The 15,646-nt window shown below is 60.9% G+C and carries 15 protein-coding genes and 1 tRNA gene; 5 read left to right on the plus strand and 11 right to left on the minus strand.

What is annotated here, in order from left to right:
- Positions 1 to 538: 538 nt before the first annotated feature.
- Positions 539 to 2,986 (minus strand): DUF3987 domain-containing protein, encoded by a 2,448-nt coding sequence (locus tag LY254_RS05200; RefSeq protein WP_247479375.1) that lies wholly within the window; start codon positions 2,984 to 2,986, stop codon positions 539 to 541.
- Between the two features lie 55 nt (positions 2,987 to 3,041).
- Here LY254_RS05200 and LY254_RS05205 point away from each other — a divergent pair, with 55 nt between their 5' ends.
- The gene (locus LY254_RS05205) at positions 3,042 to 3,242 is read left to right on the plus strand and encodes an AlpA family transcriptional regulator (protein ID WP_247479762.1); all 201 of its coding nucleotides are present in this window, start codon (positions 3,042 to 3,044) and stop codon (positions 3,240 to 3,242) included.
- Positions 3,243 to 3,555: 313 nt separating this feature from the next.
- On the opposite strand, the gene LY254_RS05210 is transcribed toward LY254_RS05205, so the two are convergent.
- The 7 genes from LY254_RS05210 to LY254_RS05240 all read right to left on the minus strand — a co-directional run bounded on the left by LY254_RS05210 (position 3,556) and on the right by LY254_RS05240 (position 10,012).
- On the minus strand, positions 3,556 to 4,848 hold the full coding sequence (locus tag LY254_RS05210) for a site-specific integrase (protein WP_247479376.1): 1,293 nt from the start codon (positions 4,846 to 4,848) through the stop codon (positions 3,556 to 3,558).
- Positions 4,849 to 5,033: 185 nt separating this feature from the next.
- A tRNA-Ser gene (locus tag LY254_RS05215) sits at positions 5,034 to 5,118 on the minus strand.
- 36 nt (positions 5,119 to 5,154) lie between these two features.
- Positions 5,155 to 7,122 (minus strand): ComEC/Rec2 family competence protein, encoded by a 1,968-nt coding sequence (locus LY254_RS05220; protein ID WP_247479378.1) that lies wholly within the window; start codon positions 7,120 to 7,122, stop codon positions 5,155 to 5,157.
- 47 nt (positions 7,123 to 7,169) lie between these two features.
- Entirely contained in the window at positions 7,170 to 8,057 is an 888-nt protein-coding gene (gene glyQ, locus LY254_RS05225) for a glycine--tRNA ligase subunit alpha (RefSeq protein WP_247479380.1), read from the minus strand.
- 47 nt (positions 8,058 to 8,104) lie between these two features.
- Positions 8,105 to 9,043 carry a hypothetical protein gene (locus LY254_RS05230; protein ID WP_247479382.1) on the minus strand — a complete coding sequence of 313 codons (939 nt, stop codon included), beginning with the start codon at positions 9,041 to 9,043 and terminating at the stop codon, positions 8,105 to 8,107.
- Complete coding sequence (locus LY254_RS05235) at positions 9,040 to 9,288, minus strand: hypothetical protein (protein WP_010312864.1); 249 nt, start codon at positions 9,286 to 9,288, stop codon at positions 9,040 to 9,042. The genes LY254_RS05230 and LY254_RS05235 overlap by 4 nt, the downstream gene beginning before the upstream one ends.
- A 61-nt stretch (positions 9,289 to 9,349) precedes the next feature.
- Positions 9,350 to 10,012 carry a Fe2+-dependent dioxygenase gene (locus LY254_RS05240; RefSeq protein WP_371820518.1) on the minus strand — a complete coding sequence of 221 codons (663 nt, stop codon included), beginning with the start codon at positions 10,010 to 10,012 and terminating at the stop codon, positions 9,350 to 9,352.
- Between the two features lie 22 nt (positions 10,013 to 10,034).
- On the opposite strand from LY254_RS05240, the gene LY254_RS05245 reads away from it, so the two are divergent.
- The 3 genes from LY254_RS05245 (at position 10,035) to LY254_RS05255 (ending at position 13,490) form a co-directional block, all read left to right on the plus strand.
- Positions 10,035 to 11,030, plus strand: coding sequence for a multicopper oxidase domain-containing protein (locus tag LY254_RS05245; protein WP_247479388.1), 996 nt, complete (start codon positions 10,035 to 10,037; stop codon positions 11,028 to 11,030).
- Positions 11,031 to 11,104: 74 nt separating this feature from the next.
- Complete coding sequence (locus tag LY254_RS05250; protein WP_247479390.1) at positions 11,105 to 11,878, plus strand: hypothetical protein; 774 nt, start codon at positions 11,105 to 11,107, stop codon at positions 11,876 to 11,878.
- A 7-nt stretch (positions 11,879 to 11,885) separates the two neighbouring features.
- Positions 11,886 to 13,490, plus strand: coding sequence for an iron uptake porin (locus LY254_RS05255; protein ID WP_247479392.1), 1,605 nt, complete (start codon positions 11,886 to 11,888; stop codon positions 13,488 to 13,490).
- A gap of 3 nt (positions 13,491 to 13,493) precedes the next feature.
- Here LY254_RS05255 and ubiE read toward each other — a convergent pair whose 3' ends face one another.
- Genes ubiE through hisF form a run of 3 tightly spaced genes read right to left on the minus strand, consistent with a single transcriptional unit; the run spans position 13,494 to position 15,360 of the window.
- Positions 13,494 to 14,228: a bifunctional demethylmenaquinone methyltransferase/2-methoxy-6-polyprenyl-1,4-benzoquinol methylase UbiE gene (gene ubiE, locus LY254_RS05260; protein WP_247479395.1), complete on the minus strand. Its 735-nt coding sequence runs from the start codon at positions 14,226 to 14,228 to the stop codon at positions 13,494 to 13,496.
- Complete coding sequence (locus LY254_RS05265) at positions 14,212 to 14,529, minus strand: hypothetical protein (protein WP_247479397.1); 318 nt, start codon at positions 14,527 to 14,529, stop codon at positions 14,212 to 14,214. The genes ubiE and LY254_RS05265 overlap by 17 nt, the downstream gene beginning before the upstream one ends.
- A gap of 39 nt (positions 14,530 to 14,568) precedes the next feature.
- Complete coding sequence (hisF, locus tag LY254_RS05270; RefSeq protein WP_247479399.1) at positions 14,569 to 15,360, minus strand: imidazole glycerol phosphate synthase subunit HisF; 792 nt, start codon at positions 15,358 to 15,360, stop codon at positions 14,569 to 14,571.
- A gap of 54 nt (positions 15,361 to 15,414) precedes the next feature.
- Here hisF and LY254_RS05275 point away from each other — a divergent pair, with 54 nt between their 5' ends.
- Positions 15,415 to 15,627: a DUF2862 domain-containing protein gene (locus LY254_RS05275; RefSeq protein WP_010312876.1), complete on the plus strand. Its 213-nt coding sequence runs from the start codon at positions 15,415 to 15,417 to the stop codon at positions 15,625 to 15,627.
- Positions 15,628 to 15,646: the final 19 nt, after the last annotated feature.

Raw genomic sequence — 15,646 nt, forward strand, 5'->3', positions numbered from 1 at the left:
GGAGAAGAGGAACCTGTTGACGCCTCAGCCACATATGCGACAAATGCCATATTGCTGACCTGTGCTTCTTCTCCCATAGCAACAGATCAGTTGATCACCGGCATCCAACACCGCGTCACCAGGTCCAACCCATTCGCCATACATCGAGCCCCATGGAGTAGAGGCCTCAACCGTCTTACCACCTGATGGATAGATTCGAATCGTTGAACCCGAAAACATATTCCCCCAGTCATAACAATATCCTCCACCTCTCCACGCAGTTAATGCACATTGAGCCTTGGCAGGCAAAGCCAAGAGGACTACTGCGACCAAGGCAACTAATGCTCTTATAAAAAGGCTTTTGCTCAGAAGCCGCATTATCACAAAACCACTACAAGGTGGTCAGACTGACAGCAACCGCAGTCATCCTAATCCAAGGATTATTTGACATGTAGAGAATATCTGATGCACAGCTCCCTCATCCCCCACAGGTGAGAATGACTGCAGCGCAGTGGCTCTGATAGGGGAGTAAAGCTCCCCCATCAGACCAGGCCTCCACTTAAGGGAGAGGCTTCAGGACCTGGTATGAAAGCCCACCACGACCACCATTCACAATCTTCCCGACTCCGGCCGCTTCAAGTTCCTCCATAGATTTACGAGCATCATCAACTGTCTTTCCCTTTCGCTCCATTGAATTCATTTGCTTTCGGATGTCAGCCCAGGTGACTGGCAGCTTTGACTTCGATGCAAGCTCATGAATCCTGCGTGTAAAGGCTGAGAAACCCGTAGTTGTTTTTGATGCAACCTTTGAATGCATGGCAATAGTATTTGCATCCATCAAGTCGCTCAACCTAATTGCCACCTGTAGAATCCAAATAGGGATATATTGACTAGGAATCCTGTTACTCGCATAACTCCAAAGGATGTGCAGTATCCCCGAATATCGAAGAACCTTTCCGGCAGACTTGCCAAATAAGGATTTGTGGGCAGACAGCTTAGAAGCCCGAGCATCCTTCTGCTTTTGGAATTCGTACTGACTAAACAACTGCAGTGCATGAGAATCCAGGAAATAAGTACGAGCCTCTAAGGCATAGAGCCATGAAGCAACCTTTTTCAGATCTCTTTCTGCCTTTTCACGTGCGAGTATCTCCTCTTGGGTCACCTTAGTAGGCAAAGGCTTGACGACATCAGGAAGAATTACAAATGCAAAGCGTGCCCACTTACCACTATCGTCTCCATTCTTGATCAGACTGTCAAGAACACCAGGTTGTATTGCTCCCAGGATACTAACTGCTGCTCTGCTATAACCACGATCAGCATCACCAATACGGAGCGAGCGACAAGCCGTACCGTCATACAACTCCAGCAACTGCTGCTCATCAGCTCCCCGACCTGCTCGATAAGCATTGAAATTAGAGAATAGGGCACTGATCTCATCTCTTTGGATCAATAGTGCACGGCCATACTCATCAGACTTTTTAAGAGCATTTACAAGTGCTTCACCTGTATAGTCATTAATTCGCAGCTCAAGTGGAACTGGCCTTGGGGGACGCTGATCCTTGCTTTTTCCTAGACACGACTGCTCCCATGATTTGATGAGTCTGGTATTACGTGCCGCATTCTCAAGGAGAACATCTTTAACCGGTTCATCAGAAAAGATCTTAAGAAGAGGCGTCTTCTTTTGCCCGGAATCTCCAACAGCAGCCGTAAATGTATTAATCGGTACTTCATAGTTAGTTGCTTGACTGCCATTAACGCGAGTCTCAAGGCGAAGCATGTTGACCATGCTGGTCATGAAGACCATGGCCATACTCACATCGTCGTAAGGGAGGTGCTCTCCAATCAGACGAAGAGCATTGGCGATTACAGGAGGAAAAATCTCAGGAAGCGTAATTTCTTCTAGATGATCAGAAGACGGAGCATCTGCTGGTTGATCCTTCCCTTGCGTAGAACCCTTTAAGGGATGGCGAGACCCACTTGCCTCAGACGATTCAAACCGTCGTACAGCCTCTTCAAAGAGGTGTTCTTCTTCATCAGGATCTGGTACGTAATCATCAAATCCATTCAGTTCCGCATCCTCGAGTTCTTCATCAATGCAGAGATCATCTGATTCATCCTCAACGTCAAAATGAATGCCAAGCTCTTCTGACGCAGCAGCCCACATGAAGTGCTTAGAAGTCTCTGGAGAGATCAGCCTTACCTGCCGATCCAGTACATAGGAAGGAGAAAGAGGAACGAACCGATGCTTAAACACAGCACCAGCTGCAGTATTTGACCCGTTAAGAGCAAAGGACTGACAACTGCCATCAGCAAAGATCTCCTTGAGTTCTTCGTTGTCATCAAAAGGAAGATGCACATAGCACCAAAGACTTGATCCGTTAGTCTCCAGCCGCCGTTTGAGTGGCCACCGCAAAGTCCTTATGACATCACTCGATGTATAGAAGACGGCATTTGGTCGTGAAGTACTGGGATCATTGAGATAAGAGATTGAGTGCATCTGAGCCGCAAGACCCAATGCGATTTGGTTGTCTTCAGCCAGCTGGATTTGTTCATGAACAGAAGCCACACTGATCTCCTTGGACAGTGGATGAACAACAGTCCAGCCACCATCTTTCGATATGTGTGTTCGAAAGAATCCATAGAACCTTTGCCCATCTTCAGACCAACGACCTCGGATCTCTGTTCCCTCAAGGCCAAGCTGGAAGTGTGCAAGGTCGATATCTGAGCAGTCACCAGATTCAACAAGGTCCTGAAAGTCGGAGAAACCCGTGTAGTCGTCACGGCTGAAGGTCGCATTGATGCATGGAATCACTGAAAGATTCATCTCAGCCAATGCATCAGCCGAAAGACGAAGCTGCTCGTAATACTCAGGCGTGAGGTCGTACTGCAAAACCAAAAGGCAACAACAAAGAAGCCTTGCTTTATTGCTCAAAAAAGTCCAGATCTTTTGAGCGACAATTACAGCGACATGAGCGACAAAATTGTCGCTGGTTTGTCGCTGCGACATGCCACCACAGACCAGGCTTTCCTGTAATCATGTTTTTCGTTGGCACAAAAAACCAATGAGTACTTCTCAAAATCAACTTCGACTTCTTCGGCTTCCTGAAGTCAAGAAGCGCACAGGACTCTCCAAGTCAACGATCTACGCACGTATCGCCCAGGGTTCATTTCCAAAGCAGGTCGTCTTGGGACCACGAATTGTCGCTTGGTCTGAGAAGGCGATTAATAACTGGATTGAAGAGCAGATCGAGTTGTTTTCCTAGTTGATCAACTTCAACGAGTGTTGTTGATCAACCAAGTCAGCCGAGGCCTGCATCATCGTGGTTCTTTGCTCCAGGTACTCGACACGGTTGTAGGCAGCCATCACCTTGTTCTTCTCGACATGAGCCAGCTGTCGATCCACCACTCATAAATCGACCTTCAGTTGTTCCACGACATTAGTTAGAGCAAAGGACCGGAACCCATGACCGCACATGCGGGCATCGAATCCCATCCGTTTCAGGGTCATGTTCAAGGTGTTGTTGCTGAGGTAACCGCTATTGGTTCGGCAGTCCTTAAAGAGCAAGAGGAATCTCCTCACAGATTGCTGAACTTCATGCCCTGTTCGAGCAGAGCATCAGACCACGCTTCCATGAACTTACGACGCTCATCAAGGAAGTCGTGCTTGTCGTAAATACCTCGAATCTTGTCCTTCACCTGGTGTCCGATTTGGAGTTGGATGATTTGAGATGAGAATCCCAGTTCCCTCTGTCCATAGGTCAAAACAGTCTTGCGTATCCCGTGACCCACGAAGTCACTCCCAAACCCCAGGTTTTTGATGTGCTGAGTGATGGATGAGGGATTGATGTGCCTGGTGTCGGTCCTGGGAGAAGCAAAGACGAACTCAGTTGCCCCATTCACTGCCTCCATCTCCGTCAGCAGGTCCTTGATGGGACCTGTGAGCGGGACCAGGTGGTTCTTCTCCCCTTCATCCCAGGTCTTCATCCGAGATGCAGGAACCAGCAGGAGGTCCCTCTCCGAATCAACCTCCTCCCATCGCATCGCAGACACCGCCCCAACCCTCAACCCCGTCAGGAAGGTCATGAGAAGAGCACCACGAGTGCTCACCTGACCATTGGGTTCATTGCGGTCAAAGACTGCAAAGACCTCAGGGAGTTGCTCCCAAAGCGGATAAGGGTGCCCTTGGGTCTTGTGAGATGCCTTGTCTTTGGGGGAGGTGATGGAGACCGCTGGGTTCTGGTCTCGCTTCATCCATCCCTTGCGGATTGCGTTCTCAAAGACCCCTTTGAGGACCATCTGCTGTTTGCGTGCTGATGTCGGTGCCTTTGCCCTGACCTTGCTCAGGTAGTCGGTCATCAACTCCCGCCCCGTCTTCCCCCCTGGGTGCTGGTGGTCCCACGACAGGAACTCCACAGGGGTCTTGTGCCCGAAAGCAGGAAGCACCTGGTTCCACAGCAGGTTCCTGTATTCCCGCTTCCCTTGCTCAGAGCAAGAAGTCCATTCAGAGAGATACGACTCGCATGCCTGCTCCAAAGAGGGTGAGGTCGTCTGCTGGATGAATGCCTTCTGCTTATCCCGCTTCCTGTCCCTGGGGTCTCTTGCGTTCTCCTTGCTCCACGCCCGAATCAGGTCCCACTCATCCCTTGCTTCTTTGAGGGACCACTTCCCTGGTCCCTTTCCATAGACACCGATTCGCACATCCACCACAGGATTTCCCCGTCCAGGAGGGAAACGAGTGCGACCGACAAAGGACTTCCCACCTCCCTTAGAGATGGGTTCCACCACCAGGAAGAGAGAGTCCCCACAACTTTGCTTCTGACGCTTGTCCGTCGCTTTGTAAGCACGAACCTGCGAGTCAGAGAGGGACATCTCAGCATTCCACCCACACGCATTTTATCCACCCACACAAGGGTCATTTCCACCCACATTTCCACCCACACATTTATCGGACACTCTGGTTTTTCCTGGGACCAACCAGGACAACAGAGCACCAAAAAAGTCCCTCACCGCAATGGGTTTGGGACTTCCAGGGTCTTGTCGGGACCTTCTCTGAACGGAGAGGGTGGGATTCGAACCCACGGAAGGTTGCCCTTCAAACGATTTCGAGTCGTTCGCTTTCGACCACTCAGCCACCTCTCCAGGCGACCCGGCCAGTGTACGGATCAAGCCGCCAGCTCAGCTCTGGTGCCATCCGCTGGTGGAACCGGCAGGGGGCCACCAGGCCGTAAGCCCCCGGCGCTGTTGGAGCTCCTTGCGCTCGCGGGCCGTTGGCACAAAGCCAAGCCAGAGCGAGCCGCCGCTGCGGCCCTGGCGACGCCAGCTCCACCAGGCCTGCCGATCGGGCAGCACCTGCCAGCGCTGCCGCCCAGCGCTCAGCAGAAGGCCCTGGCTATCGGCGCTGAGGCGGCTCACCTCCAAGCCCGGACTCCTCAGGCGCTGCTGCGGCAAGAGCCGATCGACCGTCGTCAGCGCCAGACGCGACCAACAGCCCTTGGGCTCGGCCGGCAGCGGATCCAGCAGGAGCAGCCAATCGAAGCGGGCAATCCCCAGTCCCTGGGCCAGTTGCTCCGCGCGGCGGCAACTGCTGGCGTCGGCCTTCAGGCTCACCAGGCCTGCCCGGCCCTGGTGGCGCGCCACGATCCACTGACGCGGGGCCTGACGCACCAGCAGCAACTGGTCTCGGCTCTGCTGCCAGAGGCGCAGGCCGAGGGCCAGCGGCAGCAGCAAGAGGCGCCAGCGGCGTGCCGCCGGCAGCCACCACGGCAGCAGTCCAACCAGGGCCAGCAACAGCAACAGCGGTCCGAGCCGGCCGATCGGCAACTGGGCCAGCGGCAAGCCCGCCATCAGCTGCGTCAGGGCCAGCAACAGCTGGGCCAGCGGCACCAGCAGGAATGCCATGGCCGCGAGCAGCGGCGGCAGAAGCACCGCCGTCAGGGCCATCGCCATGGCCCCCAAGGTCAGGGGCGTCAGCAGCGGAGCGGCCAGGACATTGGCCAGGACGGCGTAACTGGGCACCACCCCGAAGTGCAGCAGCTGCAGCGGCAGGGTCCAGAGCGAGGCGGCCAGAGGAATCGCCAGTGCGCCGGCGGCCCAGCTCGGGAGCCCAAGGCCTAACCGCTCCTCCAGCGGGCCGGCCGAGAGGATCAAACCCGCTGTGGCTGCCGCGCTCAGCTGAAAGCCCACATCCAGCAGCCAGCTGGGGCGCCAAAGCAGCATCAACAGCAGACAGAGCAGCAACAAGGCCAAGGGCCGCGAACGCCGGCCGCTCTCCTTCAGGACAAACGCCATCGCCCCCATCAACAGGGCCCGAACCACCGAGGCCTGACCACCCGCCAGCAGGCCAAAGAGCGCCATCGCCCCGAAGGCCGCCGGCCAGCGCACCAGGGCCGAAACACGGCGCGTCAGCAGCAGCACCGCCCCAAGCAGAACGCTCAGATGAAACCCACTGGCCGCCAGGGCATGGGAGAGCCCCGCCGCGCGGAAGGCCTCCTTGACGCTCAGCGGCAAGGGGACCATCGCCTGCCCCAGGACCAACGCCGCCAGCAGCCCCCCCTGTTGCTCTCCGCCAACCCGCCGCAGTTCCGCCGCAATCCGTCGCCGCAGATCCGCCAGGGGTGTGGGCGGGCGGGCGATCAGGCTCCAGCGCTCGACCTGGAGTTCACTCCACACCCCTTTGCCGGCCAAACGCTCCGCCGCCCCAGGCAGCAGGGGGTGCGGTCCCGAACGCAAGCGCTGCAGGCGTCCCTCAAGTTGCAGCCGCCAGCCCTGGTGGAGCTGCGGGCAGTCCAGAAAGCGCAAACGCAGCCGCCCCTGCGGCAGCTCCGCCAACACCGCACAGCCCTCGCCCATGGGACGCGTGTCCTGGAGCAGGCCGGCCTGGAGCTGAACCGGGACGGAACGCTGCGCCGCCGGGATCCAATGCACCGGGTCCGCCGCCAAGGGATGGGGACGGCCGATCCAGCCCCAGGTCCCCAGAAGCAGCAAGGCCAAAAGCAGGGCCAGCCGCCTCAACAACGGCCAGCCCCGACGGCTGCAGCCATAGAGCTGAAGCAGCCCCAGCAGAACAGCCAGAGCTGTTCGAGCAGCGAGCGGAAGGGGCAGCACCCCAAGCGACAACGCCGCCAGGGCTCCGCTCAACAGCAACAGCGGCAAACATCACCCCAGCCAGACTGGGGTGAGCGTTCCCGCAGTTAGGCCGCGACCGCCGTCTCTTGCTTGAGCAGCGGGAACCCCAACGCCTCGCGCTCCTCCAGCCAGGCCTCGGCGACTTGACGGGCCAGGTTGCGGATCCGGCCGATCGTCGCGGTGCGCTCGGTCACCGAGATCACGCCGCGGGCCTCCAGCAGGTTGAAGGTGTGGCTGCACTTCAGCACAAAGTCCAGGGCCGGAGCCGGCAGCTTCTTGGCCACCAGATCCGCGGCCTCGGCCTCATAGATCGCGAACAGCTGCTTGAGGCGCTCGGGATTGGAGGCCTCAAAGTTGTAGGTGCACTGGCCCTTCTCAAATGGCAACCAGATGTCGCCGTAGGAGCGGTTGCCGTCCCAGGAAAGATCCCAGATGCTCTCGACGTCCTGGAGATACATGGCCAGACGCTCCAGGCCATAGGTGATCTCAATCGACACCGGCCGGCAGTCGATGCCACCGCACTGCTGGAAGTAGGTGAACTGGGTCACCTCCATGCCATCCAGCCAGACCTCCCAGCCCACACCCCAGGCGCCCAGGGTGGGGGACTCCCAGTTGTCCTCCACAAAGCGGATGTCGTGCTCCTTGGCGCGGATCCCCAGGGCTTCCAGCGAGGCCAGGTAGGTCTCCTGGATTGCATCCGGGCTGGGCTTGATCAGCACCTGGTACTGGAAGTAGTGCTGCGCTCGGTTGGGGTTATCGCCATAGCGGCCATCGGTGGGCCGGCGGCAGGGCTCGGGATAGGCCACAGCCCAGGGCTCCGGCCCGATTGCCCGCAGCACCGTGTGGGGGCTCATCGTTCCCGCACCCTTCTCCGTGTCGTAGGGCTGAAGGATCAGGCAACCCCGCTCGGCCCAGAAACGGTTCAGGGTCTGGATGATGTCCTGGAAGTGCACGGATGCTGTGGCGACTGGGTGGGCAGGGCTGCCTTGGGGGATTGTCGCTAACCGCCCGCCAGCCCGACCGCCTCTAGCCCGCGCTGGGCCGTCACCTGCAGCACCACATCGGGTGAGCGGCCGGCCACCAGTGCCGCTTCCGGCATGCAGACCTGAAGACTGCGCGTCATCGCCTCGAGCTCTGAATCACTCAGGCCAGCGCCCGTCTGCTGCTGCTGGGTCTGGTTCTGCTGACGCTTCCAGGCCATCACATGGGAGAGGGCCGTGGACCTGAGCTGCCAGAGGCAATCGAGCTCGCGCCAGAGCGCTTGGTAGGGGGCGAGGTTCCGCTGAATCACCGGCCGATAGGCCGATTCCGAGGGGGCCAGGGACGTCAGCTCAGGCTCGCTCGCCGGCCATGGACCCGCCCCGACAAACCAACCCTCCAGGATCAGCAGATCAGCCTTCAGCGCTCTCCAGCCGGCGCGATCACCGCGGCCCTGCCGCAGGGCCTTCTCAAACACGGGGGACTCAAACGCACCGTCGCTGCGCCACTGGCCAAGGCAGCGCTGCAGGAGCTCCACGTCATGGCTGCCGGGAATGCCCCTGGGCGCCCGCCATGGGTTGTCCCGCATCGCCGCGTCCAGCGCCGTGCCCTCGAAATAGAAGTCATCGAGGGACAGCACCTCGACGGCCAGGCCCTGGGAGGCCGCTGCCCGCTTGAGCCAGGCACAGAGCGTTGTTTTGCCGCAACCCGGCATCGCCGCCAGACCGAGCAGGGAACGCTCTCCAGCGCGATCGAGCCGCTGGAGCTGATCCAGCAGCGGCAAACCCACCGCTGCGATCCAGGCCGGATCAACGCCGGGCGGCCAGAGCTCCTGAGCAATGCTCAGGCCACCTCTGGCGCTCCAACTGGCGATCCACTGATCCAGCGAGCTGTAGCCCAAGGCGATGACCAGGGCCTCAAACCCCGCAATCTCCCTGCAACGCTCGAGGGGCAAGCTCAAGGGGTGGGCTTCACCAAGGCACCGCCATTGCAGAAGCGTGCGGACCAGGCCTTCTGTTCATCCAGGCTCAGGCTCGGTTGATTGCGCTGATACCACTCCAGCGAGGTGTTGAAGCACTTGTTCCAACGCACCGACTGCCCGCCAATCGCACCGAGGGACAGGGCAATCGACACCGAACTGGCCGTGGCAATCAGGGCCAGCACCGGAAAGAGGTGGGCGTTGATCATGTCCCGTGCCTTGCTCATGAACCGTCAGCCGATCACTGCCCAGAGAGTAGTGATCACAGAACTGAATGGACAGAGCACCTCAGCAATCCCAACGCCGCAGCAGGTTGCTGTAGCTGCGGCTGATGAGATCAAAGACCTCGTCTTTTCCCGTCCTCGAGAACAGTGCCCTGCGCGCGGTATCGAGCTCAAACAACAGCTCCCGCTGCTCCGCCTGGCGAATCCGGCTTTCAATCCAGCCCACCAGCACATAGCGCTCCCCTGCCAAGACCGGCTCGACGCTGTGGAGTTCGGTGCTGGGATAAACCAAACCATGTCCCGCAGGCAGGCGGAAGCTCTCGCTTCCCCCAGGAGTCTCCAGCGTGAGGGCACCCCCGTCGTAGTCAGCAGGCGGGCTTAAAAAGACGGTGAACGAGAGGTCGCTCCGTCCTCCCTCCATCCAGGCGTTGTCGATGTGACGCCCATAGCCCTCGCCAGCGGTGCAAGGGCTGAACAGCAAGCTGTGGATCGAGCGCGGAAAGGCCGCAGCCTGAACTAGGGGATGCGCGGCCAAGCGCGGTTCAATCGCAGCCACCAGCTCCCGGTGCAGCGGGCTGGAGCGATCCAACTGCTGATTGTTTTTCACCCCCCGGGCATGCCAACCCGCGCTCTCCTGCCCCGAGCGCCAGTCCGCGGCGCGGCGCAATCGCCCGCAAATCTGCGCTGCCTGTTCAGGAGACAACAGGGGCTCCAATGAAAAGCGCATCGCGTGACGACAGCAGCGACTGATGCATGATCGAGCAAGCCGCGCCGATGCGCTGGATCCCTCTCTCGCGACGGGTTGGTCACGCCGGCGCCTCCTGCAGCTGGGAACCCTGGTGATCGGCTGCGGAACGCTCGCTGGCCTTGGCTTGAAGTCTTCGGCGCAAGCGAAGCAGGAACCCGTCCCGCCGTTTGATCCCACCGAGGCCCTACGGGCGTTCAACCGCGGGACTCGCATCGAGGAAAACGGACGCAGCATCAGGGTCTTTGAGGTGGAAGCGCAAAGCACCACGGTCCCCCTTGGAGCGGGCGTGTTGTTTCGGGCCTGGACCCTCGAGGGCCGCATCCCTGGACCGACCCTGCGGGCCCAACAGGGCGAGCGGATCCGGGTGGTGTTCCGCAATGGAGACAGCACCTCCCACAGCCTTCACTTCCACGGGGTCCATCCAGCGGCCATGGATGGGATCGAGCCGGTGCGCCAAGGGCGCAGCACGATCTATGAATTCGACCTGGATGAGGCCGGGCTATTCCCTTATCACTGCCACATCGCCCCAGTCACCCGGCATGTGGGCAAAGGTCTCTTTGGCCTGCTGCTGGTGGACCCCATCGTTGCGAGAGCACCAGCCGATGAACTCGTGCTGGTCATGCATGGCTACGACCTCAACAACGACGGGCAAAACGAGCTCTATGCCTTCAACGGGCTACCTGACTGGTATCACCATCACCCCATCCAGATCCAACAGGGACACCTCGTGCGCCTCTTTCTGTTGAACATGACCGAACTGGAAGCGCCGTTGACCTTCCACATTCACGCCAACAGCTTTGATGTCCTCCGCTCAGGATTTCGTGAGCGAACCGATGTGGTGACGCTTGGAATCGCGGAACGCCAAATTCTCGAATTCCGCTATCCCTTCTCAGGGCGCTACATGTTCCATCCCCATCAAGATCAAATCGCTGAGCGGGGCTGCATGGGACTGTTTGAGGTGACCCCTGCACGGGATCGCCAACCCAGTGCCATTTGATACGACCTGGCGTGACCTGAGGGCCTCGACAAGGGGCCGCAGGACGACAAAGTCGGTGCTCAACCTGGCGCGACATGGCCGCTCCCCGCAAAGCCCTTGAGCTGTTTCTCAGCCTCAGCATGAGCACTGGGGCGGTGCTGGCACCCTTCAGCCCAGCGCTGGCCGCCCCCGCTGACCACCATGGCCACAGCACCAGCCTGGGAGAGGGGGGTGAAGGCGGTGAAGGGGAGCGCACCATCGACTCCGAGCTCGATCTGCTGGTGGTCCTCGAGCAGATGCGCGGTCACCTGCTCATCGCCGAAGAACTGCTGGCCAGCAACGACCCCAGCGGGGCTGAGCCCCATGTGGGACACCCAGTGGACGAGCTCTATGGCGCCGTGGAGTCCCCCTTGCAGGAGCGGCAGATCCCGAGCTTCAAATCCCAGCTCGAGGACCTGCGCCAGCAGGTGCGGCTCAATCCTGAGCCAGCTCTGGTCAAGGCAAAGCTCGGCACTGCGCGCCAAGGGATTCAACAGGCGGAACGGGCCCTTGCGCCGGCACCCCTCAGTAGCCCCCAGGCGATCGCTGTTGCTCGCGCCCTGGCCGCTGTCGCCGCCTCGGAATACACCGCCGCAGAAGCGGGGGGCCAGATCGTCGAGACGATCGAATACCAAGATGCCCGCGGTTTTCTGCTGGCTGCCTCCGCCGTCATCCAAGCGGCCCTGGCGCAACCCAATACGGAGCGCTCAACGCTGATCCAGGCCCAAACCACCCTGCAAGCGATGTTGCAGGCCCTGCCCAGTGCCACCCCGCCGCAACGGGTCGGCGTGAGCCCCCTCCAGCTGCAAAGCCTCGCGGGCCAACTCTGACCCTGCCATGACGATGATCACGCGGCTGAGTCCGCTCCTCCTGGCTGGCCTTTTGGGACTGAGCCAGCCCAGCCCCGCGGCGGAGCAGGAACGGGTCAACACGCTGAGCCAGTTCTCCGATCTTCAACCCAGCGATTGGGCCTATCAAGCACTCAGCAACCTGATCGAGCACTACGGCTGCGTCGCCGGCTACCCCAACGGCAACTTCAGCGGGACGCAGGCACTGAGCCGCTACGAGGCCGCCGCCCTGCTGAACACCTGTCTCGATCGAATCACAGAGGTCACAGATCAACTCAAGCGACTGACGAAGGACTTCGAGCGGGAGCTGGCCGTCTTACGAGGCCGGGTCGATGCCCTTGACGCCAAGGTGGGCGTGCTGGAGGCCAGCCAGTTCTCCACCACCACCAAACTCTCCGGCCTGGCGGTCTTCGTGGTCGGTGGCAACCAGTTCTATGGCAATGCCCAAAGCCGGAACGTGAGCCGCTGCCCCGAAACCCTGGACGTCGAAAAACAAAACGACGACCCCCAGTTCCTGCAGTACGGCATTGAACAATCCAGGCGCTGCTTCGGCGCCGCCTCCTTCAACTACGAACTCGAGCTGTACTCCGACACGAGCTTCAGCGGCAAGGACCTGCTGCGCCTGGTGATGCGGACCGGAAACTTCACGCTCTCCAGCAATAGTTTTGGAGGCCCCTTCCCCGCACCGACCCACCTCTCGCAACTGGAGGTGGCCTTCCAAGAGATCGGGAAGCCCAACGAGATCTCAATCGACCGGCTCTTCTATCAATTCCCTGCCGGCGACTTCACCGTCTCACTCGGTGGGCGCATCGGCCAGGACGACATGCTGGCCATCTGGCCCAGCGTCTACCCCAGCCAGACAGTTCTCGATGTCACCAGCGTCAACGGTGCACCCGAGGCCTACAACAAGAACCTCGGCACCGGGGCGGGACTCTGGTGGCAGAAGGATGGATGGTCCGTCAGTGCGAACTACGTCGCGGACCGCGGCGGCCTGGGCGATCCAGCCATGGGCGGCATCGCCACCGCGGGATCTGGCGGAACCGGCACGGTCCAGGTCGGCTACGGCCGCGATCGCTTTGGCCTGGCGGCGATCTACTCCCTCCTCCAGAACCAAACACCCTGGATTGGCTACAGCACCAACTTCGTGACTGAAAGCCAGCTCCACCATGCCGGCAGCACAGCGGCCTATGGCCTCAGTGGCTATTGGGTCCCCGCCCAAGACGGCTGGATCCCGTCGGTGAGTGCCGGCTTCGGCCTCAACACCACGACCTATGCCGCCGATGTCGAGCGCGACGGACTCGCCAAGAACAGCCGCTCCTGGACCGTCGGGCTCCAGTGGACCAATGCCTTCGTGCAAGGCAACAGCGCCGGCATGGCGGTGGGACAGGCCACCTATGCCACCAGCCTCTATGGGGACCTGGGCGCCAACGACGCCAACTACGTCTGGGAGTGGTGGTACGCCTTCCAGGTCAGCGACAACCTGGCGGTGACGCCGGCGCTCTTCTACCTGAGCCGGCCGCAGGGAGCCAATACCCCGAGCGGCGAGAGCTTCAACCAGCTCGGGGCCCTGGTCAAAACCACCTTCCGCTTCTGAGCCCTAGGCGATCAGTTGCAGCAGCCCCATCTGGCCGCCGGCCAGGAGTTGATGCCGCGCGTGGCTGAAGCCAGCCTCGATGGCCAAACGCTCCTGCTGGGGGCCGGTGGGGAAGCGCGCCAGGCTGTCCTCCAGGTAGGCGTACTGGGCCTCCAGGCCAGCGCGTTTCGCCAGGGGCACCACCAACTGACGCAGGTACACGCGCTGGAACTGGGCCGTCAGTCCCTGGGGATTCAAGGCGCGGTTGAAATCGAGCACCGCAGCGCGACCACCGGGACGGAGCAAGCGCCGCAGTTCCTGGAGACCAGCGGCGGGGTCCGCCAGGTTGCGCAGGCCGTAGGCCATCACAGCACCGTCAGCCCAGGCGTCGGACAGCTCGGTGGCCTGGGCATCGGCCTGGCGGAACTCCAGGGGTAGCCAGGGGCAACGGGAGGCCCGGCGCCGGGCCTGCTCCAGGGGCGCCGCCGCCGCATCCAACCCCAGGACCAAGCCCGCGGGGCGCACCTTCTCGGCGAGCAGCAGCGCGAGATCCCCCGTCCCGCAGCAGAGGTCCAGCAAGCGCTGCCCCGGGGCTGGCTGCAGCCAAGCCACGGCCTGACGCTTCCAGAGGCGATGGAGCCCCAGGCTCAACAGGTCATTCAGCCGGTCGTACTGCGGAGCGATCCGGTCGAACAACTCGCGCACCGCCTCGGGATTGCCAGGCGGGATGGCAGCGAAGGACTCAGGGCTCGGCGGCATCCCAAGGCAGCGAGATCGAGTCGAGACTGACACCCGCCGCCATTAACTCGGACTCATTCGTTTCAAGGGCCGAGAGATAACCCTGGGCCTCCAGACGCTCTGCACTGGTGAAGGTCATGACCATCACCGTCGCCAGACCAATGGCCGCGGAGCAGACCATGCAGCCCGCCAACATCAAGGAGAATTCCTTGCGATCACTGGCGGCCTGCATCAACTGCAGGGCCCAGGCCACCATCACGATCACCACGAGCACGATGGCTCCGGCCAGCACTGGGGAATGGCTCTGATCGAGGGCCAGCACTGGTGCGCGAGGGAAAGCTGAGCGGATTGTAACGGCGGGTTAAGCGGCGCGCGACCCGGCCTCCAGCGGCCGAATGTTCAGGCCCCGGCCGAGCAGGTCGGTCTTGATCTGCTCCACCGTCAGCACCCCGTCATGGAGCAGAGACGCCAACAGAGCGGCAGAGGCATGGCCACCGCCTGGTGAGGTATCGAGGGCCTGGGCGATGTGGTCGATGCAGCCGGCGCCGCCGCTGGCAATCACCGGCACATCCACGGCATCGGAGACCGCCCGGGTGAGGTTCAGCTCGTAGCCCGCCTGGGTGCCATCCCCATCCATCGAGGTCAACAGAATCTCCCCGGCGCCCAGCTCCACCACGCGGCGCGCCCAGGCGACCGCATCGAGCCCCGTGTTCTCGCGGCCACCTTTGACATAGACGTCCCAGCCGTCCTCACGGCGACGGGCGTCGATCGCCACAACGATGCACTGGCAGCCAAAGCGTTCCGCGCCACGGGCCACCAGCTCCGGATCCCGCACGGCCGAGGAATTGAGGCTGACCTTGTCGGCCCCTGCCCGCAGCAGTTCAGTGATGCCCTCCACAGAACTGATGCCTCCACCCACGGTGAAGGGGATCGTCACCGCCTCGGCAGTGCGCCGCACCAGATCCACCAGGGTGGCCCGCCCCTGGTGGCTGGCGGCGATGTCGAGAAAGACCAACTCATCGGCCCCGGAGGCGCTGTAGCGGCAGGCCAGCTCGACGGGATCACCGGCATCGCGCAGGCCAACAAAGTTCACCCCCTTCACCACCCGACCGTCGGCCACATCCAGGCAGGGAATGATCCGTTTGGCGACCATGGGGGCAAGGCTTGCAGCGGGTTAGCCTGGCGCCACTTTTTCGTCGCGCCGGACATGTCCCAGGCTGCCATCACCGTCGGCTCGAAGGTGCGGGTCACCCGGGTGCGCGATCGCATCCCCGCCGACTTGGTTTCCGCCCTGCAGAGCGATGCCACCGGCACCGTCAAGGACTTCAAGGTGACCGATGGCAAGGGCATCGGCGTGGTGGTTGAGCTGAGCAACGGCACCACCACCTGGTTCTTCGACGACGAAATCACCGCCGCCTGACGCCCCTTTCGTGAGCGAA

Source organism: Synechococcus sp. NB0720_010, from assembly GCF_023078835.1.
GTDB lineage: Bacteria > Cyanobacteriota > Cyanobacteriia > PCC-6307 > Cyanobiaceae > Vulcanococcus.

Bases quoted from the DNA above. Each gene is read 5' to 3' on its own strand.
- LY254_RS05200 (WP_247479375.1), bottom strand. From the start codon at position 2,986: ATGTCGCAGCGACAAACCAGCGACAATTTTGTCGCTCATGTCGCTGTA.
- LY254_RS05205 (WP_247479762.1), top strand. From the start codon at position 3,042: ATGAGTACTTCTCAAAATCAACTTCGACTTCTTCGGCTTCCTGAAGTC.
- LY254_RS05210 (WP_247479376.1), bottom strand. From the start codon at position 4,848: ATGTCCCTCTCTGACTCGCAGGTTCGTGCTTACAAAGCGACGGACAAG.
- LY254_RS05235 (WP_010312864.1), bottom strand. From the start codon at position 9,288: ATGAGCAAGGCACGGGACATGATCAACGCCCACCTCTTTCCGGTGCTG.
- LY254_RS05240 (WP_371820518.1), bottom strand. From the start codon at position 10,012: ATGCGCTTTTCATTGGAGCCCCTGTTGTCTCCTGAACAGGCAGCGCAG.
- LY254_RS05245 (WP_247479388.1), top strand. From the start codon at position 10,035: ATGCATGATCGAGCAAGCCGCGCCGATGCGCTGGATCCCTCTCTCGCG.
- LY254_RS05250 (WP_247479390.1), top strand. From the start codon at position 11,105: ATGGCCGCTCCCCGCAAAGCCCTTGAGCTGTTTCTCAGCCTCAGCATG.
- LY254_RS05255 (WP_247479392.1), top strand. From the start codon at position 11,886: ATGACGATGATCACGCGGCTGAGTCCGCTCCTCCTGGCTGGCCTTTTG.
- ubiE (WP_247479395.1), bottom strand. From the start codon at position 14,228: ATGCCGCCGAGCCCTGAGTCCTTCGCTGCCATCCCGCCTGGCAATCCC.
- hisF (WP_247479399.1), bottom strand. From the start codon at position 15,360: ATGGTCGCCAAACGGATCATTCCCTGCCTGGATGTGGCCGACGGTCGG.
- LY254_RS05275 (WP_010312876.1), top strand. From the start codon at position 15,415: ATGTCCCAGGCTGCCATCACCGTCGGCTCGAAGGTGCGGGTCACCCGG.